This is a genomic window from Paenibacillus chungangensis (assembly GCF_042675905.1).
GTDB classification, from domain to species: domain Bacteria; phylum Bacillota; class Bacilli; order Paenibacillales; family Paenibacillaceae; genus Pristimantibacillus; species Pristimantibacillus chungangensis.
This window is the reverse complement of the sequence record NZ_JBHTJZ010000014.1, coordinates 17,622-36,379: the sequence shown is the minus strand read 5'-3', so window position 1 is coordinate 36,379 and position 18,758 is coordinate 17,622. Positions and strand designations below refer to the sequence as shown.

General features: G+C 46.6%; 15 protein-coding genes and 1 pseudogene. 13 read left to right on the top strand and 3 right to left on the bottom strand.

The features are described 5' to 3' along the window. Positions 1–86 precede the first annotated feature (86 nt). Complete coding sequence (locus ACFQ2I_RS12275; RefSeq protein ID WP_377564538.1) at positions 87–779, bottom strand: hypothetical protein; 693 nt, start codon at positions 777–779, stop codon at positions 87–89. A 217-nt stretch (positions 780–996) separates the two neighbouring features. On the opposite strand from ACFQ2I_RS12275, the gene ACFQ2I_RS12270 reads away from it, so the two are divergent. The 5 genes from ACFQ2I_RS12270 to rlmD all read left to right on the top strand — a co-directional run bounded on the left by ACFQ2I_RS12270 (position 997) and on the right by rlmD (position 5,209). Beyond that, positions 997–1,287 (top strand): YerC/YecD family TrpR-related protein, encoded by a 291-nt coding sequence (locus ACFQ2I_RS12270; protein WP_262679060.1) that lies wholly within the window; start codon positions 997–999, stop codon positions 1,285–1,287. Between the two features lie 14 nt (positions 1,288–1,301). Next, a complete protein-coding gene (locus tag ACFQ2I_RS12265) occupies positions 1,302–2,129 on the top strand; it encodes a sirohydrochlorin chelatase (RefSeq protein WP_377564537.1) in 828 nt (275 codons plus the stop codon). A 2-nt stretch (positions 2,130–2,131) separates the two neighbouring features. Continuing rightward, complete coding sequence (locus tag ACFQ2I_RS12260; RefSeq protein ID WP_377564605.1) at positions 2,132–3,040, top strand: diacylglycerol kinase; 909 nt, start codon at positions 2,132–2,134, stop codon at positions 3,038–3,040. Between the two features lie 97 nt (positions 3,041–3,137). Further along, the gene (locus tag ACFQ2I_RS12255) at positions 3,138–3,290 is read left to right on the top strand and encodes a hypothetical protein (protein ID WP_377564536.1); all 153 of its coding nucleotides are present in this window, start codon (positions 3,138–3,140) and stop codon (positions 3,288–3,290) included. A gap of 248 nt (positions 3,291–3,538) precedes the next feature. Beyond that, a complete protein-coding gene (gene rlmD / locus ACFQ2I_RS12250; RefSeq protein ID WP_377564535.1) occupies positions 3,539–5,209 on the top strand; it encodes a 23S rRNA (uracil(1939)-C(5))-methyltransferase RlmD in 1,671 nt (556 codons plus the stop codon). Between the two features lie 701 nt (positions 5,210–5,910). Here rlmD and ACFQ2I_RS12245 read toward each other — a convergent pair. Next, positions 5,911–6,006 (bottom strand): annotated as a pseudogene (locus ACFQ2I_RS12245) (IS66 family transposase); the annotation flags it as partial. A 15-nt stretch (positions 6,007–6,021) separates the two neighbouring features. Further along, positions 6,022–6,912, bottom strand: a complete 891-nt coding sequence (locus tag ACFQ2I_RS12240; RefSeq protein ID WP_377564534.1) for an AraC family transcriptional regulator — start codon at positions 6,910–6,912, stop codon at positions 6,022–6,024. A gap of 180 nt (positions 6,913–7,092) precedes the next feature. Between ACFQ2I_RS12240 and ACFQ2I_RS12235 the strand changes: the two genes are divergently transcribed. The 8 genes from ACFQ2I_RS12235 to ACFQ2I_RS12200 all read left to right on the top strand — a co-directional run bounded on the left by ACFQ2I_RS12235 (position 7,093) and on the right by ACFQ2I_RS12200 (position 18,731). Beyond that, on the top strand, positions 7,093–7,911 hold the full coding sequence (locus ACFQ2I_RS12235) for a phytanoyl-CoA dioxygenase family protein (protein WP_377564532.1): 819 nt from the start codon (positions 7,093–7,095) through the stop codon (positions 7,909–7,911). Between the two features lie 481 nt (positions 7,912–8,392). Continuing rightward, the gene (locus ACFQ2I_RS12230; RefSeq protein ID WP_377564531.1) at positions 8,393–9,370 is read left to right on the top strand and encodes an ABC transporter permease; all 978 of its coding nucleotides are present in this window, start codon (positions 8,393–8,395) and stop codon (positions 9,368–9,370) included. Between the two features lie 10 nt (positions 9,371–9,380). Further along, positions 9,381–10,262, top strand: coding sequence for a carbohydrate ABC transporter permease (locus ACFQ2I_RS12225; RefSeq protein ID WP_377564529.1), 882 nt, complete (start codon positions 9,381–9,383; stop codon positions 10,260–10,262). 50 nt (positions 10,263–10,312) lie between these two features. Further along, entirely contained in the window at positions 10,313–11,941 is a 1,629-nt protein-coding gene (locus tag ACFQ2I_RS12220; RefSeq protein ID WP_377564528.1) for an extracellular solute-binding protein, read from the top strand. An 86-nt stretch (positions 11,942–12,027) separates the two neighbouring features. After that, the gene (locus ACFQ2I_RS12215) at positions 12,028–15,498 is read left to right on the top strand and encodes a discoidin domain-containing protein (protein ID WP_377564527.1); all 3,471 of its coding nucleotides are present in this window, start codon (positions 12,028–12,030) and stop codon (positions 15,496–15,498) included. A gap of 187 nt (positions 15,499–15,685) precedes the next feature. Continuing rightward, positions 15,686–16,816 carry an aminotransferase class V-fold PLP-dependent enzyme gene (locus ACFQ2I_RS12210; RefSeq protein ID WP_377564526.1) on the top strand — a complete coding sequence of 377 codons (1,131 nt, stop codon included), beginning with the start codon at positions 15,686–15,688 and terminating at the stop codon, positions 16,814–16,816. A 16-nt stretch (positions 16,817–16,832) separates the two neighbouring features. After that, positions 16,833–17,513, top strand: coding sequence for a PIG-L deacetylase family protein (locus ACFQ2I_RS12205; RefSeq protein ID WP_377564525.1), 681 nt, complete (start codon positions 16,833–16,835; stop codon positions 17,511–17,513). Positions 17,514–17,525: 12 nt separating this feature from the next. Continuing rightward, positions 17,526–18,731 (top strand): M24 family metallopeptidase, encoded by a 1,206-nt coding sequence (locus tag ACFQ2I_RS12200; RefSeq protein ID WP_377564524.1) that lies wholly within the window; start codon positions 17,526–17,528, stop codon positions 18,729–18,731. Positions 18,732–18,758 lie beyond the last annotated feature (27 nt).

Here is an 18,758-nt window from a genome sequence, read left to right as displayed (position 1 = left end):
AGTAGGGCAGCTGAGAGGCCATGATGCGATAGTTGAGATGTCAGCTTCATGGCCTTCTCGCTGTCTTGTTCGTTATGCATTCGCCTTTATCTTCTTCGGCTGCCGCTTCGTCTTCTGCGCCGCTGCGCGGTGCTGTTCTTCTTGCGTGTGCTGCCGTTCCTTCTTCTTCTTCGGCGCCGCCTCGTCCCAGAGCCGGAGTTATTCTCATCGTCTTGCGAGATGGACTTCTTGCCGAATGATCCGAACAGCACCTTCACCATGGGAGCCATCTGGGATACGCCGGTGACGACCTTCTGCATCTTCGTTACCGTGGACAGAATGCCGTCCAATCCGCCCATCCGATCGACGAAGCCTTTAATCTCGGTCAAGTTGGCCATCTTGGTCAAGTTGGCCAGCGAGAACCCGCCCGATGGTGGTCTGGGAGGCGTCTCCGCAAGCTGGGAAGAAGGTTGCGGGACAACGGCCGGGAGCAGATGGGGTTCGCTTTGCGATGAAATATGAGCTGGCGGTGACGCGCTTCTGCTGTGATTGCTATAGCTGTTGTTGCCCCACGCATGGGGCGGGTACGAAGTGCCTTGAACCTGATGTCCATGAGGATAGTATGATGAAGGAATGGACTGATATTGCTCCATAAGCTGATGATAGCCGTGAATCGGCCGATTGTGCGGAGGCTGCCGATGTGCGCTGCCGTGCCCAGGCTGTGCTTCCTGCGGACGCGTTGCTCGGCTTTGCCTGTGCTGCCGATTGTGGCCGTCATCAGGGGAAAGCTGTTGTTTCAATGGGATCACAACCCTTTTTTATAGTAGTCTATGGCATAGGCTAACGTGGTGATTGGACGAATGTCCCGGGTTATGACTCTTTTCTAGTTGAATACCCTGTGGACGGTAGCATATGTCTTCAGGAATATTTTCTTTGGCACTGGAATACGGTAAAGTTTGAAATAAAGGTACGGAAGGGATAAAATAAGATGAATAGCAATAATGGGAGTGGTAATGCATGCAGCTGAAGAAGCTCAATGATAAAGCGATAGACCAATTGTTCGAGGCGATATTGACGCTCAAGTCTGTAGAGGAGTGTTATGTGTTCTTCGACGATCTGTGCACGGTCAATGAAATACAATCCTTGTCGCAACGACTGGAAGTAGCGCGCATGCTGGGGAAAGGAAGCACGTACAATCAAATCGAGGCGGAGACGGGAGCAAGCACCGCTACCATCTCCAGAGTGAAGAGATGCCTGAATTACGGCAATGACGGATACAAAATGACACTGGATCGACTCGGTAGATAAGGAGTGCGCAAGCCATGAAGCCTGGCGTTCTTGTCATTAGTCACGGTTCCAGAGACGCGGGATGGGTCAGCCTGGTGGATGCGGCAGTAGTCGCTGCATCTTCCCGGTGCGCAGAGCATGTCAGGGAGCAAGTCGGCATGGAGGTGCCAGTCGTCTCCTCCTTCTTGGAGATCGTGGAGAACAGATTGATACAGGATGGCATTGATGACTTGGAGCGACAGGGTGTAACGGATATATTCGTTGTGCCTCTATTCGTCTCGTCCGGCAGCACCCATGTGGACGAGATCGCCCAAGCATTCGGCTATCCTTCCATCGCGGACGGCTTCTGCGGCGATCTGGGGACATTCCGCACATCCGCCAATATCACGTACGGCCGTCCCATGGACGACGCTCCCGAAGTAATCGAGCTTCTGCTGGACAACTTGTCGGAGCTATCGGTCAGGCCTTCGGAGGAAGCACTGCTCTTGATCGGGCACGGGAGCGAGGAGCCCGTGTTCCGGGAGCGGTGGCAGCGGGGGCTGTCCCGACTCGCCGAGCGGCTTTGCGACTTGGGCGGGTTCGCGCGTGCGGATTATGCCTTGCTGTTGCCCGATGAGGCTTCCCGCAAGCTGACAGCATTGCAATCGGCTCAGCCTGATGAGCCGATTATTGTGGTTCCGTTGTTTCTAAGCCAGGGGTACTTCACGAACCATGTCATTCCTGCCCGTCTGGCGGGGCTTGCTTATCGGTATAACGGAAGCGCCATGCTTCCTCATCCCGCAATCGAGCGGTGGATCGAGAGACATATAGGGTGTTGGTTAAGTGGTTTCATATCGCAAAGGAATGAAGAGGGAGCAATGTGATGATGAAACGAGCGAGATTGATTTACAATCCGACGTCTGGCAGAGAAGAGATGAAGCGTAGACTTCCGGATATATTGCAGCGCCTTGATCAAGGAGGCATCGAGACGTCCTGTCACGCCACGATTGGCGAGGGAGACGCGACGCTCGCTGCTGCGGATGCGGCAGACCGCGATTATGACATGATTATCGCGGCCGGTGGTGACGGCACGCTGTACGAGGTAATCAACGGTCTGGCGAACAAGTCGAAGCGTCCTCCGCTCGGCATACTGCCGGTGGGCACGACGAATGACTTCGCTCGTGCGACGGGTATACCGAAGCATTGGGAATACGCCTGCGATCTTATTATCGGGCAGTATACACGTCCTATCGATGTGGGCAAGATGAACGAGCGTTACTTCATTAATATAGCAGGGGGCGGCTCCTTGACGGAGCTGACGTATGACGTGCCCAGCAAGCTGAAGACGATGATCGGTCAGCTTGCTTATTATATGAAAGGGCTGGAGAAGATCGTTCGTATCCGCCCGACGGAGCTGAGACTGGAAGCGGACGGTATGGACGAAATACACGACGAGTTCATGTTGTTCCTGATCTGCAACAGCAACTCCGTCGGCGGCTTCGAGCGACTGGCGCCGGATTCCAAGCTGGACGATGGCTTGCTCGATGTGCTGCTAATCCGCAAGTGCAATCTGGCGGAGTTCATCCGTCTGGCCACATTGGCGCTGCGCGGCGAGCACCTGAACGATCCGCATGTCATGCACTTCCGCACGAATCGGATCAAGGTGACGACGCCGGATTATGTCCAGCTAAATCTCGACGGAGAGTATGGCGGCGTGCTGCCGGGTACCTTCTCGGTGCTGCCTCGCCATCTGCACATATTCGCCGACGCCACGGGCGTATCGACCTATCGGTAATCCGTCAGGTGCGTGGTATCAACAGGGCGGTGAGTGTGATGGTGAAGTATGAGGACGCGTCGGTGAGTGTGATGCTGAAGTTCTATGGTGGAGTGCGATGTCTACGGTCGGCATCAGGGCTACGGTCGGTGATCTGAAGGCTACGGCTGGCGATCAGAAGGCTACGGTCGGCGATCAGAAGGCTACGGTTGGCAATCAGATGGATCTTGTACAGTTAATACTGATGATCGATGGGCAATGTGGCTTTTAACTGGAAAAAGTACAGTTAGATTAAAGCAAATGGCCCGTAATAGCAGATTTCGATCAAATTAGTTGCACAAAATCCAGTTGATGAGGCCAAATTGGGCGATATCGCCCAACTTTAATAGCTATAAATCCAGCTAGTTCAAATAGCAGTGCGATATGTGAGAGGCAGCGTGGTAAAACGGTTACTCCTTCTGTATTCCTCCTGTATCTCCTGTTGCTGCTGTGAACGAGTTGAAGGATCGGAGAGACAATATGGTAAGGGAAAAATCAAGCGGACGGTATAGAAGTCGTGATTCGATAGGAGGCGACAGGGCTGGCAGGTCCGGAAGTAGCCGCGATTCAATAGACGGCAGTATGGCTGCCCTGTCTGGACAAGGCGGTAAATTGGAGGCCTCTCATTCAGAGAGTGGGAAGCGTTCCCGGACTGCGATTACAGCAGTGACAGCGCCGCTGCAAAAAAACGAAGAAGTCACCGCTGAAATCGTGGGACTGACGCATGACGGGGAAGGGGTAGGCCGCGTAGACGGTTTTACCCTTTTTATACGCGGGGCGCTTCCCGGAGAGAAAGTGCGGGTGAAGGTGACCAAGCTGAAGAAAACGTATGGCTACGCTCATCTGCTGGAGCATGTCGAGACTAGCAGTGATCGCACCTCGCCGATATGCGCCATCTATAAGGAGTGCGGAGGCTGCCAGCTTCAGCATTATAGCTATGAGGGACAACTGGCCTGGAAGAGGCGGCACGTCGTGGAGAACCTGCAGCGAATTGGCAAGTTGAAGGTGGCAGGGGAACCTGCGGCGGGTCATGGTGCGGAAGGGGGGCAGCCTGCGGGACGTGGATCCGAAGTGGGGCAGGCTGCAGAGCGTGACTCCGCAGATGGCGTCATTGTGCATCCTACTATCGGCATGGCAGATCCATGGCGGTATCGGAACAAGGCAGCTGTGCCGGTGGGCATAAGCGGGAGCGGCACGGAAGATGCCGGGCTGATCGCAGGCTTCTATGCGCGCGGCACGCATCGTATTATCGATATGGACGATTGCCATATCCAGCATAGCCGCAATGATGAAGTGATCTCCATCGTGAAGGAGATCGCCCGAGAACTGCGCATAGCCCCTTATGACGAAAGAACACGTACAGGTCTGCTGCGGCATGTCATGGTGCGTATCGGCGTCGTATCGGACGAGGTGATGATCGTGCTGGTGACGAACGGCAAGCGCATCCCGCGTAAGCCGGAGTGGATTGAGAAGCTGCGTGCAGCCATACCGAATTTGAAGAGTATTGTGCAGAATGTGAATGAACGGGATACGAATGCGATATTCGGAGACGAGACGAGTGTGCTGTGGGGCAGCGAGGTCATCTATGATGAGCTGGACGGCATACGCTTCGCGATATCGGCGCGTTCCTTCTACCAGGTGAATCCTGCGCAGACGATTGCACTGTACCGTAAAGCGGTGGAATACGCCGAATTAACGGGCAAGGAACGGGTAATCGATGCGTATTGCGGCATCGGGACGATCTCGTTGTTCCTGGCTCGCCATGCCGGCCATGTGTACGGCGTGGAGATTGTGCCGGAAGCGATCGAGGATGCGAAGCGCAATGCTGCGCTGAACGGCATGGACAACGCGACATTCGAGACGGGGCCGGCAGAGGTCGTCATTCCGCGCTGGCGGCAAGAGGGCGTGGAGGCTGACGTCATCGTCGTCGATCCTCCGCGAAAGGGCTGCGACTCCGCCTTGCTGGATACGATTCTGGCGATGCGGCCAGAGCGGGTCGTCTATGTCAGCTGCAACCCGTCCACGCTGGCGCGGGATCTTCGCATACTGGAGGATGGCGGCTACCGCACCGTGGAAGTGACCCCGGTGGATATGTTCCCTCAGACGGTGCATGTGGAGTGCGTGGTGAGGATATGTCGAGTCGATACCTAGAACTCTATAGTCATCTGTATTTGGTGTTGTAATTCTCCTTTCGCAGGATGACAGTGACTATAAAAATAAGGTGTTGCGAGATACGATTAAGGTTTCGGTTGTGTTGGATTTGAAATGGGTGGATCTGACGAGTGATTTCTAACTGGGTCTGTACAATTAGCTCCCCTATAGAGTATATAAAAGGCCACCTTCGTAGGTATTAAAGAAGGTGGCCTTCGTATTCGTGGATTAACACTACTCTAATATGAGGATGTGGCTTTTTTTGTCGATGACCGACTTAATGTACTAATTGTGTATTAGTCATCACCGCCATGTAGTCTCGCAACTCAATTTGTATCGTCAATTGCATAAATCCCATTGAAGACAAAGGAGAGGGTGAATTGAAAATCAAATGGGATGATCTCGTTGAAGCATAGAAATATGACTTAATAGAACGGCAAACCCTAGGATACAAAGTGGGTGCTTTGGATGATTCTTATTCTTATAGACTTTTAATACTTAACAGGTCACAAAGTTGTTTCCATTAAAATATAAAACAATAATAGAAGCCAATAAATATGTTGCCAGGGCAGACAGATATGCTAATTGATTCTATTTGTATGGCAGCATTAAAACGTATAGGAATAATCGATTAAGATATATTTATTATTCAAATGTCAGCCGTTTGATTTTTTCTCTGTACGGAATGTTCCGGACACCTATTGCTTCACTTTCACAATACGTAAATCACGCTCGGCCTGATTGTTGTTGTCAAAGGAAACTTGGGCGTCACAAAGAAATCGTAAGATGGCTTCTTTGTTAATAATGCTACCTTATAGATGGATACTAAGTTGCTTAAATTCTGTCGGTGTATAACCGGTTATTTCCTTGAAACTTCGGCTAAAGTAGTGGATGCTAGAATAGCCCAACAGATCCGCAACCTTCTCTATGGATTCCGCTTCCAGGAGATACTGCTTTGCTTTGCGAATTCGTTCCAAAATTAAATAACGTTTAGGTGAATAGCCAATTGTCTCTTTGAATATTTCGGTAAAATAGACAGGGTGATACCCGCACAAATTAGCTAATTCAGCTATTGTCCAATCGAGTTGCGGTTGCTTTCTGATCGCTTCTAGGGCGGGGGCAATTTTTCGCCAATCTGTAGATGAAAAATAGCCGTTAATTTGATGACGGATAATCACTACGAGCAATTGCATCATTAACCCTCTGAGAGTCGTGGCATAGCCTTTCTCCTCAAATCTGTACTCTCGAATGACTTGGTTAAAATAGCTTTCCAGATCGGAAATCACAAAATGGTTGGGTAGTACGAAATTTCCATAGCCATCAACGTCAATTGTATAGGTTTGCGTAGGGAGGGTAAGCTCATTATCGGAACAGGCCAATATGTTTCCGATCGGAGAGATGGGCTTCGGTGATTCCTGATCCCAGCTAAAGTGAATGCTTGCCAAAGTGCTGGGATCAGCCACTGACGAGATGATTTTATGCGGGGAGTTAGAACCATAAAATACACAATCTCCTGCAGCAAGATGAATTTGTTGATTACCAAGGGTAAGAACGGCTGAACCTGACACGACATAAAGCAATTGACTATCAGGAATCGTGCGTGGCCCCCATTGTTGTCCGGGTAAAGAAACTGAGCGGTTTGCAAAATTTACGGTTGGTCTTATCGTTGATAGGTTTCCTACATGGACTCGGCTCTGATCCATTCCCTTGTTTTCCTCCCTCAATTATTCGGGTCTTCAATACCTGTTCTCCCCTGCGATCATTTTTCCTTTAAAAAGTGCAAAATATCTTCCTAAATTCCTAAAGACTGCGTTGGTGTTTTTCTTTATTCTTTAAATGCAGACCCATATGAAAGTAAATAACGGGAAGAACGGGAGGATTTTATGCTAACACAAGAACAAATCAAAGAGTTTGATGAGAAAGGTTTTATCAAAGGTGATTTAATACTTAATGACCAGGAGGTAGAACTGCTCCGAAAGGAAGCCGAATTGGTTATGTCCGGTAAGTCGGTAAATAAGCCGGTTCTTAATCGCAATTTGCTGGACGGCAGTTCTGAATATGGTATGTCCATGAGCAAAACAGAAACGGTTATCCAGATTGTGAATATTTGGATGGCTAGTGAAGCGTACTTGAATCACGCTGCTAATCTGAGAGTTTGTGAGGAAACAGCACAATTGTGCCGTTCCAATACATTGCGAATCTGGCATGATCAATTTCTATATAAACCTCCGGTTACTGGCGGCCCAACGGGATGGCACCAAGATCATCCTGCATGGCCCATTATCCAACCGCCTGATCTCGTCAGCGCCTGGATTGCTCTTGATGACGCTACGATCGAGAATGGGGCCATGTGGATGGTTCCGGGCAGCCATAAATGGGGGAATCAGAACAAGCATATCAGAAGCACCTCCGATTTCAAGCCTTATCACAATCAACCTGAACTGCTGCCCATGGGGGCAAAGGTCGAAGCAGAGCCTTTTGAAATTAAAAAAGGTCAGGTAGGTTATCATCATTGTTTAACCTGGCACGGAGGATCCCATAATCGGACGGATACTAAACGGCGCGCAATAGCTGTTCATTATATGCCTGAACATACCTATTACGCTCCTACCGGGACTCACCCTATGGAACCACATATTGATGTGATGCCAGGTGAAGTCATTATCGGGGACAGTTTTCCGGTTGTATACCAACGAGCATAGCTTGTGTGAATAATTAGATATTCAGCTCAAATCGTGATGGTCGATGGTAGTGGGAAAACAGTTTTTTTGTACGGGGTTGTTCCCTAGGGGCCGTCTAAAACTACCATGGCCTTTACGGCCACCACCATGAATGAAATGAATTTGGCCTGTGACACTGTTTGTTCCATATTGGAACTGCAGGTCACAGGCCTTTACTTTATTAGCAGACTACACTCTTTGACAGCAAGTATACGGAGGGGACAAGGTCGCTTAACGACTTTTTATTTTTTATACTGTCTCTTGACGGGGGGCAGTTCAAGGTAAACCTAAGAGACAGACTTATTTTTTCATGGGAATGAATGCGTATACAATTTTGTTGACAGACCCAGATGTTTAAGTATAATATATTATATATAATATAAAAGAGATGTGAATTACAAAAATGATCATCTAATAACCAGCCATTCGAGTCCTATAATCCCATACATAAGGAGCAGAGACAATGAATATCGAATTGAATCGAAATTCTGACCCGGGGTGGAAGACCCTGATGAAGAAGAGGAAGTTTTTCAATAATATTCTTTTTCATTTTAATAAGGTAGCAAAAAACTGGCAGTTATATGTATTGCTTCTTCCTACTTTGCTTTATTTTCTGATCATGGAATATGTGCCTATGTATGGACTTCAGATGGCATTTAAGAACTATATGGTTTCTAAAGGATTTACAGGCAGCGAATGGGTAGGTTTAAAACATTTTGAACGATTTTTTGATCATATCTTATTTTGGGAAATACTAGGAAATACTATATGGCTCAGTTTATACGAGTTGGCTACATTTCCAATCGCGGTCATCATGGCGCTGCTGCTTAACCAGATTGCCAGCAACAAGTTCAAACGTATAGTTCAAACCGTCACATACGCCCCCTTTTTTATTTCAACCGTCGTATTGGTCGGCATGCTGTATTTGTTTCTATCGCCACAGACCGGATTAATTAATCAACTGATTACAGCGCTCGGCGGGGATACCATTTATTTTTTTGGAGAGTCTTCTTGGTTTAGAACGATTTTTGTTTGGTCAGGCGTTTGGCAAAATTTGGGATGGGGGATGGTTATTTATTTGGCTGCGTTAACAGGAATAAGCCCGGAGTTGCATGAAGCGGCGGTTGTTGACGGAGCAAATAAGCTTCACCGAATCTGGCATATTGATTTACCGGGGATTATGCCTACAGTCTCAATCCTGTTTATTTTGACCGTGGGAAACTTGTTCAATTTAGGTTTTGAAAAGGCTTACCTTATGCAAAATCCGCTTAATATTTCTTCTGCGGAGATTATTCAGACCTATGTTTATAAGAAGGGTCTTGTTGGAGGTCAATTCAGCTATGCTTCTGCCATTGGACTATTTAATTCAATCATAAATTGTATATTGCTAGTTATCGTTAATTCGATAGCTCGCCGTATGAATCGTACTTCATTATGGTAGGAGGGAAAATATGAATAAAAGAACAGTCTCTGACCGCGTTTTCGATATGTTTAACATAACCTTGTTTGTAATCGTACTTATCGCCATCCTTTATCCCATTTATTTTATTTTGATCGCATCGGTAAGCGATCCCAACGCTACAAATTCGGGAGAAGTATGGCTTTGGCCGGTCGACTTTTCCTGGTCCGGGTATTCCGCGATATTTTCTTATGAAATGATTTGGAAAGGCTATCAAAATTCTCTGATCTATGCTGTATTAGGTGCAGCTCTAAGCACAGCCGCAACCATTAGTGGAGGGTATGCTTTATCTCGTAAAGATTTGGCGGGGCGTACACCCATTATGCTATTCATTCTGTTTACTATGTTTTTCCAGGGGGGGTTGATTCCTAGCTATATTCTAGTAAAAAGTTTAGGAATGCTTGACAGTGTTTGGGCGATGATCATTCCTGGCGCGGTAACTGCTTTTCAAATTATTATTGCCCGCACCTTTTTTCAGCAGAGCATACCTGATGAATTGCTGGAAGCATCGATGATAGATGGCTCCAACAACTTCTCGTTTTTTTTCCGAATCGTCCTTCCATTGTCATTGCCCATTATTGCTGTCATCATCCTGTTTAATGCGGTTGCGCAATGGAATTCCTTTTTCAAAGCGCTGATCTACATAAGCAGTGAAGATTTACAGCCGCTTCAGATCATTCTGCGGAGAATTTTGATCACAAATCAAGCAAGCGAGATGATGGGGGATCTTAATAGCGCCGCCGAGAAAGCCAAGCAGGCAGAGTTGGTGAAATACGGTCTCGTCGTGGTTGCGAGCCTGCCGATGCTTCTTCTCTACCCGTTTCTGCAAAAGTACTTTGTGAAAGGTATTATGATTGGATCCGTGAAGGGATAAAACGGATGTCCGACATGATATACAACAACATTTAGAAGGGGAGATTGAAATTGAACAAATGGTTAAAAGTGACGCTGGTTTTCCTGCTGGCATTTTCCGTGCTCGCAGCCTGCTCCAAAGAAAATAACGCGAAATCGGAAGATGAACCGACAAAATCGCCATCTTCGACGGGAAATGAATCGGGTACTGGAGGGGACGAAAAAGATAAGCTTGCTTTCCCGTTAGCTGAAACCGCGGAGTTGGATATCCTGGCATTTAAAGCAAGCTCCAGTAAAGTAAATGATTACAATGAGTATGAGCTATACAAAAATTTGGAAAAAGAAACGAATGTTCATATCAATTGGACGCTTGTCGATGAAATGTCGAAAATGGAAAAGTTGAACCTGATATTCTCAAGCGGGGAATACCCCGACGCAATCTACGGATCAATGGTCGGAGGAATTGATTTAAGCAATTGGGCGAATCAAGGATTGTTGCTTCCATTAAATGAACTAATTGAAAAGCATGCTCCTAATTTAACGAAGCTCTTCGAGGAATATCCTGAATATAAAAAGGCGATCACACATGCCGATGGGAATATTTACGCGCTTCCCAAAGCTGTAGACGCACCATTCTACCGGGCGCCGGATACGATGTGGATTAACAAGAAGTGGTTGGATGCGGTGGGTCGTGCTGTACCGACGACGACGGATGAGCTTTACGAGGCTTTGAAAGCATTCCAAGGCAAAGACTTGAATGGCAATGGCAAAAAAGATGAAATACCGATGAGCTTTATGTTCAATTCCAACTGGATTGGCGGCAATTCACTTGCTAACTCATTTGGGATCATGGATCACCAATGGAATCATTCCTACATTAAAGATGGTAAAGTTCTGTTCGCTCCTCAGCAGGAAGGGTATAAGGACTACGTTCGATATATGAATAAATTGTATAGCGAAGGTTTGTTGGATCAAGAGATGATAACCCAAACCTCAGCGATCTATCACGCCAAATTGCAAAATGAGGTTCCGATACTTGGCGTCGCTTCTTATCCGATAGCCAGCACGTTGACTAATGGCGATGAATATGTTCCTTTGCTCGGTCTTAAAGGACCAAACGGGGATTTCGGCTGGAAACAAGAAAATCCTGGGATTTGGAGCGGAGCTTTTATGATGACGTCATCCAATAAAAATCCGGAAATTACGATGAAATGGGTAGACACACATTATGATTTTGAGATGAGTTTGGAAATTCAGGAGGGACCGGTTGGCATCGGACTGAAGAAGTTGGCTGATGGCACATACGAGGATATGCCGACACCGGATGGAATGGACAATATGACGTTTAACTTTAGTCTTGCTCCAGGATTTAATGCGCCGAATATTATTCCATCCAAAAACTACTCTGATGGCATATTTATTACACCTCGTGAGAAGGAAGAGTTGGCCGCATACACGCTAAAAGAGCCATTGCTGACCTTGCAGGGATTGAATACGCTATTAATTTATGAAGCGGACGATTATGAAGCGCTTAGTGTGTTTGAGGATATGAACGGTCCGAACGGATATGTCAATTCCAGCTTCGCCGATTTCCTGATGAAAGGGTTAACAGATGAGAAGTGGGAGAAGCATCTGGAACAGCTGAAGAAGCTTGGAGTAGATACATTTTTAGAAATTCATTCAAAATATCAATTGAAATAGGAACGGCTTAACTACAGGCGACAATTGTAAATATTACGAATGTCGCCTGAATTATGTTCAGATGACAATAAGGAGGAACTAAGCTAATGAGAGCATGGTTCAGGTTAATTGTGGTCTTTGCATTGTTTATAGTTGCATTATTTATTGAAGCGCATACCAGTAATGCGGCCGACGTTAAAATTCAGGATACGGATAGCGGCTTTGTGTATTATAACGGAGTGACTAGTTCCACCGACGGCAGCACAGCGGATAATTCAAGCGCGAGAATGATGAACGATAGTCAGTATTGGAATATAACATATTTAAAAACCGACATGAGTGACCTAAAGGCTGGTGTATCGTATGACGTATTCTTTAGAGTCAAAGTAGATCATACTGGTTCCAATCCTGGAGGCTCTGCTTTTAAGATGGCGGTATGGGACAATACTTACGGGGCTTACGTGTTGCCTGAGAAACATGTGGAGGCAGCTCAGACACAGGATATGGTGTGGAAAGAATATAAAGTGGGGACGTTCAAACCCAACTCCGGCGTGAATGAGCTTGTTTTCTATGTGGCAGGGGTGAACAACGCTGCGCAAGTGTCTGACATCTACGTGGACTATATTATGTTTAAAGAGCACACTACCTACACGATACAAGATACTGATTTTAGTCTTTATTTGGATTCCATAGGGGCATCTGTAGCCGATGGGCTGCCAGGTGATAACAGCGCGGCTGTACTCTTTAATGGTCCCGTTCCTGAATGGACTGTGCAGGCGCCTATCGATTCTTCAAAGATCGAAGCGGATGTGCCTTATAAAATTGGACTGGTTGTTTATCCGCAATTTGCGGATCTAGATACTTCGTCTGGCGATGTATTCGGATATTTGGTGTATAACAATACAACCAGCTCATTTGCGGTACCCCCAACGGTTGTTAAGTCGACTGATTGGCCCGTTAACTTGAAATTTCCTATTTATTATGAAGTCATGACGCCGATCGTTACACTTAATCCTGCGCACACCTATCATATCGCGTTTTTTAAAGTTAATAATGCTACAAATTTCCCGAGCGTAAGAATCGACAAGGTTTATGTAGAGAAGGCTAACATCGATGATAACCCAAGCCAGAGCATTTCCATATACCCTTACAAAATGTCTCCGGCCAATCAGGATGGATTAAATGATACGAGCGCCATCACGTATACGCTGCCTGCCGCGCAAACCGTCAGTGTGAAGGTGTACAATACGGTCAATAATTCGCTAGTGAGAACGCTTGTGAACGGTGCAAGCCAGTCGGGAACTCAGACTGTTGAGTGGGATGGGAAAAATAGCTCTGGGCAAATCGTTCCGAACGGCTTGTATGTGGTGAAGGTGGCAAACGGGACAACGGATATATTCAAGAAAAACGTTCAAGTCATTTCAGGTGTAACCTTGTCTTCGCCTCCAGCCAATACAGCAAACACCTTCGTGCCAAGAATGGTATGGTTTGCCGGAGAGCTGGTACCTTATCACACACCTGCGGCAGCGACCTACATCAATACAGCTTTTGCTGATATTAAAAATATGAATGCCGATACAGTGGCAATGGTTAATATGTCTCGAAAAACACCGGCTGATTATGCGATGTATCTGGATAAAGCAGCCGAAAACAATTTAAAGGTTATCGCAATGCCCGATCCGGAAACCGCTTATAGAAACGAGTCATTGGCGAATGATGAGGTTGCGATGTACAACTATTTAACCGAGTTGATCGCACCGATTCGAAATAAAAGCGCACTGCTGAATTATTATTTGAGAGACGAGCCGGAAGTCGATGTTAGGACAGCAGAAAACTTGAAAAATATGAAACGAATGCTGGAGACAATCGATCCGAACCATCCAGTATCCATTGTTTACAATTATATCGAGGGCGTGTCGATGCACTATTCTGCGCAACAAACTCATGCGCTTCTGAGTGATATCTATCCAGCGTGGGAGAATGTCGCTGCCGGCAATTTTAAAACAGGAGCCTGGGATTTCACTGAACAGATGGATTATTTCAACCTGCAGATCAGAAAAGACATCGCCAATCCAGCTCCTTATTGGAGTATATTGCAAAACTTTGGGGGAACAGGAGTGGGATGGAGAGTTCCGACCCCTGCCGAGCTGCGAGCAATGACTTACTTGTCCATTGGCCACAATTCAAAAGGAATTGGTTACTTCATCTATCAATCACAGCAAGGTTGGAAAGGTTTGGTTGATGAAGAACTAAACCATACAGCTAATTACACCGCAAGTCAAACCTTATTCGGAGAAATCGCAACCATGGAATCGACGATCAAGAACATGATCCGTATAGGAAATGTTGCCAGTACTAGCGGAGGAGGACTTATTGTTGGCGGCAATACGATTTATTCGAGCGCGGATGTAACCACACACGTAGATAAAGTGACGGGTGATAAGTATCTTGTTGTTGTCAATCGCGATAGTTCGAATTATCAGAATGTTACTATTACAATTAATCGTGCTGAGTTGGGGATGGATATATCGGAAATATATAATGTTTACGATAATTCACCTCTTGTATACCATTCTGACTCCTCCAGCTATACAATTAGCAATCTGAATTTTTCGCCCGGTGCGGGTAAAATTATTAAACTCGTAAAGAGTGCAGCTGCGTACTCGGGACAGGATGAATTATTCACTCTACAGAACGGCGCAATGAAGGGAAACGAGGATGTAACAGCATCCGATTCAAAGACGGCAATGAAAATTGTGCAGAATACAAACGGTCGCGATATAAAGTGGTATTGGAATAAAGCAAGTGTATCTGCTGGTGTGACTTATGATTTGTATGCGAAAGTCAAGATTAGATATGCCAATGATACGATAACGGGCTGGCCTTACGGTTCTCCGCCTTCACAGCCAAGCGGGAATGCATTTGAAGCCGGTATTTATGACGAAACGGCAGCAAGCCAGATAGGCTCGTCTGTTACTGTATCAGCTGCAAGCATGGAAAATATGCTTTGGCATACGGTTAAGGTCGGAACGTTCACGCCATCGCAGACCCATTCGCAATATGTGTACGTGACGCCAGCCAATAACATGAGCAATATATACGCTGTATATGTTGACGAGTTTTACTTCCTACCGGTCAAGACCGTAACAGCATCTAGTTCGTTTGAAGGGTTTGGCTGGGGGACAGCGAAAGCGGTGGACGGGGCGAGATCTTCAGACGCAAGCTCTTACGGCTGGAGCAGCAACTCCAATTTGACAATGAATCATACGGAATGGATCAATGTGGATCTTGGAACCAACAGAACCATCAATCGAGTTGATCTTTATCCGAGAAATGACGGAACGAATATTGGAGCGGGATTTCCGGAGAACTTCACGATTCAGGTGTCCGCCGATAATGTGAATTGGACGACGGTTGTGACTAGAACCGGATATGCTGTTCCTGGCAATGCCGTCCAGACGTTTGCTTTTGCGAGTCAAAATGCGAGATATGTCAAAATAGAAGGCACAAAATTGCGGACAATTCCAAACGAAGGGCTCATTTATAGAATGCAGTTTGCAGAGATAGAAGTTTATTGAGTTAGAAAGATAGACGGATAATGACAACGATTCGGACGCTCTCGTTAAGTTGCCTTTGGCAAATTGACGCGAGCGTCATTTATAAGTGCGCATGTTAATCTATGGAAAACTGTTTATTGACATCGAATATATATCAAGTATAATTGATTATATATAATATATAAAAGAGAGGGAGAAACGACAACAAATGAAACCACTTGAGCCAAAGGAGCATTTTGTCGGACTGGAGACTTGCACCTGGCTTTACTCGGGTGCGGAAACGCCTGTTCATAAGGATGGCTTAAAAGCTGTCCATGAGTACTTAAAGGTGCGGGGGGAGGGGCCAGTAGGCAGGAGTAGAAACGCAGAGATCGAACAAGAGTGCAAGGAAAACATTGCAGAGTTAGTCCATCATCAACCGGAGAATATAGCTTTTTTGTCCAATTGCTCTGAAGCGATATCAATGATCGCTCAATCGATGGATTGGAAAGAAGGTGATAATGTCGTCATTAATAATTTGGAATTTCCTTCGGGTGTTCTTCCTTGGATTCGGCTCAAGGAAATAGGAGTTGAACTGCGCGTTGTTTCTCATAGGAATTGGGAAGTATCGATTGACGATATTTTATCAAGGGTTGATGAAAGAACAAGAATGGTGATCACCAGCCATGTAAGCTATCTTACTGGCGCTCGAATCGATTACAGAAAACTGTACGGATACTTGAAAACCACGAACACTTTATTGCTCCTTGATGTCACACAATCTCTGGGAGCCGTCTCTGTTGACATGAACGAAACGGACTTTATCGTGTGCAGCTCTTATAAATGGCTATTATCCATTCACGGAATGGGGATTTTGGGCGTAAATCCGGAGAGGACGTCAGCATTTTTCCCGAAATCGATCGGATGGCGAAGTATTAAAGATATGTTCTCTGAAAACCGATTTGAATCCTTCGATTATTGTGATGATGCAAGAAGATTCGAGCTTGGCTTCCCGAGTTATGCGACGATCTATGCCATGAATTATTCGTCCGGATTAATTCGGAGGATTGGCGTTGATCGGATTGAAAGTCACATTCTGGAACTGGGCGGACAATTAATAGAGCGCTTACAAGCATTAGGCTACGAAGTTATGACTCCTGTCCAGCCGGAGCGAAGGGCTGGGAACATATGTGTATCAACCCTTCAAGGGGAAGAAATTGCTCAGAGGCTGCTTCGCGACAAGGTCTTTGTATGGGGAGGAGATGGCAGATTTCGGGCCTCTGTTCATTTGTTCAACGACACGGAGGATGTGTCTCGACTATTACATAGTTTGACAGATAGTTATAACTTTCAAAAGTGATTGGAGCGATCAATACATGTTAAATATTGAACGAGCGCTTGTCATATGCGCGCACCCGGATGACGAAGTGCTGGGACTCGGCGGAACGATCAAACGAATGACCGCTGCTGGTATTGAAGTTAATGTTGTCATGTTTGCTAACGGTAATGAGGGTTACCCTACTCTTGCAGAAAAAGACAGCATCGTAGAAACGAGACGGAATGAGAGAGAGGCAGTACAGAAAATCTTAGGCATTTCTCATTTTGAAGCTTACGACTACGGCGATTACGCCATACCGGCAAACGAGGTTACCTATAAAATCTGTATGAAGGCGATCCGCGCATATCGGCCTCAAGCCGTTTTTACCCACTACTGGAGAGAATACAACACGCATAAGGCTGTAGCCTCAATTGCGACCGACGCATTCTGGCAAGCGGGCTGGACGTGCTCGCTCGAACTCGGAGATCCGTGGAAGCCTGAAGCGTTATACTACTTTGAAGTGATCGAGTTGCTTCACCAAATTTCGCATATCGTTGATATATCGGATACTTTGGAAGCGAAACTGGAAGCGATGAAAGCCTACGCTTCCCAATGTTCCGTCGTTCCGGGAGCGCTTCGTCAACTGGAAGGGAAAGCGTTCATGCGTGGTGCGCAAGCCGGAGTAAATTACGGAGAAGCTTTTTTGAAAAATACGGACAGACCTGAAATCATCCTTTAGGAGGAACGAAACATGATAAAAATTCCCCATAAAGAATTTAAGGATCGAATAAACCGGATGAAAGATCAAATGAAACGAGAGCAGTTCGACTTGCTCATTATTTACGGAGACGAATATCGCCGTGAGAATTTACGGTATGTTAGCAATTTCTGGCCGTTGTTCGAACGCGGGGCGCTTGTAGTCCCTTACGAAGGAGAGCCAATTTTACTGGCAGCCCCTGAAGGGGAGAATGTCTGCAAGGAAATGAGCGCTTGGCCGAATATATCTTTAATTCCGGATTTCGCATGCGTAACGGTACCTGATGATATCGAATATCCCCATGCCAACTATACGAGTTTCGGAAGCTTATTTGCCGATATCCAGCAAAAGACGTTCGTACGCAAGGTTGGCATTGTCGGCGATGACGCCATGTCACGTCAAGTGTATGCGGCGATTGTGGACGGACTCGCTGGATGTGAGGTGTCGGATGCTAATGCGATTTTATGCGAAAGCCGCCTTTTGAAATCGGAAAATGAAATCGCGTGTTTGAAAGAAGCGGCAAGAATAGCCGATGTCGGATATAAAGCGCTGCTAGCAGCCGCTGAAGTTGGCAAAAGCGAGCTGGAGCTATCCGCTGCCGCGCATCAAGCGGCTTTTGAAGCAGGTGCTGAAGCTGTGCCGTTTTGTCTCGTATCGAGCGGGAAACGGGTGGAAACCATTATCGGAAGAGCGACCGGTAAAAGGATTGAAGACGGCGACATGGTCATGGCTGCTCTCGCTATTCAATATGAAGGATATATCGCAACTATTAATTTCCCATTTGTTGTGGGGACTATATCCGAACGACAGCGGCAGTTTATCGATCTTCTGCTTGAAGCGAACGACATTGCTATATCCAAACTACGGCCTGGAGGCAAACAGTCGGAGCTTGTGAAGGCTGTGAAAGAACATTTTCGCAATCGAAACGTATCTCAATATGACTTATATCCACCGCTGCATGGCTGCGGCGTCGCGGAAGCCGAGTCTCCTTATCCGAATGAAAGTACGGAAGGCGTATTCGCTCCTGGAATGACAGTAAATACCGATATTAGTTTATTTGGACATCCCGATGGCTCCAACCGAATTGAAGAATGTTTTGTCATTACGAAGGACGGTTATGAGCGGATGTCGCGACTTGTCGGAGAACTCAGCAGGCAATGGAAGGAAACCGGAAACATTGATCCGGCGATCGTGCAATAACTCGAAGGAAGCGAAGGTGATTGCGGT

Excerpts from the sequence above, each read along its gene's own strand:
- ACFQ2I_RS12260 (WP_377564605.1), top strand. The coding sequence starts at position 2,132 with ATGAAACGAGCGAGATTGATTTACAATCCGACGTCTGGCAGAGAAGAG.
- rlmD (WP_377564535.1), top strand. The coding sequence starts at position 3,539 with ATGGTAAGGGAAAAATCAAGCGGACGGTATAGAAGTCGTGATTCGATA.
- ACFQ2I_RS12210 (WP_377564526.1), top strand. The coding sequence starts at position 15,686 with ATGAAACCACTTGAGCCAAAGGAGCATTTTGTCGGACTGGAGACTTGC.
- ACFQ2I_RS12235 (WP_377564532.1), top strand. The coding sequence starts at position 7,093 with ATGCTAACACAAGAACAAATCAAAGAGTTTGATGAGAAAGGTTTTATC.
- ACFQ2I_RS12270 (WP_262679060.1), top strand. The coding sequence starts at position 997 with ATGCAGCTGAAGAAGCTCAATGATAAAGCGATAGACCAATTGTTCGAG.
- ACFQ2I_RS12255 (WP_377564536.1), top strand. The coding sequence starts at position 3,138 with ATGTCTACGGTCGGCATCAGGGCTACGGTCGGTGATCTGAAGGCTACG.
- ACFQ2I_RS12230 (WP_377564531.1), top strand. The coding sequence starts at position 8,393 with ATGAATATCGAATTGAATCGAAATTCTGACCCGGGGTGGAAGACCCTG.
- ACFQ2I_RS12265 (WP_377564537.1), top strand. The coding sequence starts at position 1,302 with ATGAAGCCTGGCGTTCTTGTCATTAGTCACGGTTCCAGAGACGCGGGA.
- ACFQ2I_RS12215 (WP_377564527.1), top strand. The coding sequence starts at position 12,028 with ATGAGAGCATGGTTCAGGTTAATTGTGGTCTTTGCATTGTTTATAGTT.
- ACFQ2I_RS12225 (WP_377564529.1), top strand. The coding sequence starts at position 9,381 with ATGAATAAAAGAACAGTCTCTGACCGCGTTTTCGATATGTTTAACATA.
- ACFQ2I_RS12205 (WP_377564525.1), top strand. The coding sequence starts at position 16,833 with ATGTTAAATATTGAACGAGCGCTTGTCATATGCGCGCACCCGGATGAC.
- ACFQ2I_RS12240 (WP_377564534.1), bottom strand. The coding sequence starts at position 6,912 with ATGGATCAGAGCCGAGTCCATGTAGGAAACCTATCAACGATAAGACCA.
- ACFQ2I_RS12200 (WP_377564524.1), top strand. The coding sequence starts at position 17,526 with ATGATAAAAATTCCCCATAAAGAATTTAAGGATCGAATAAACCGGATG.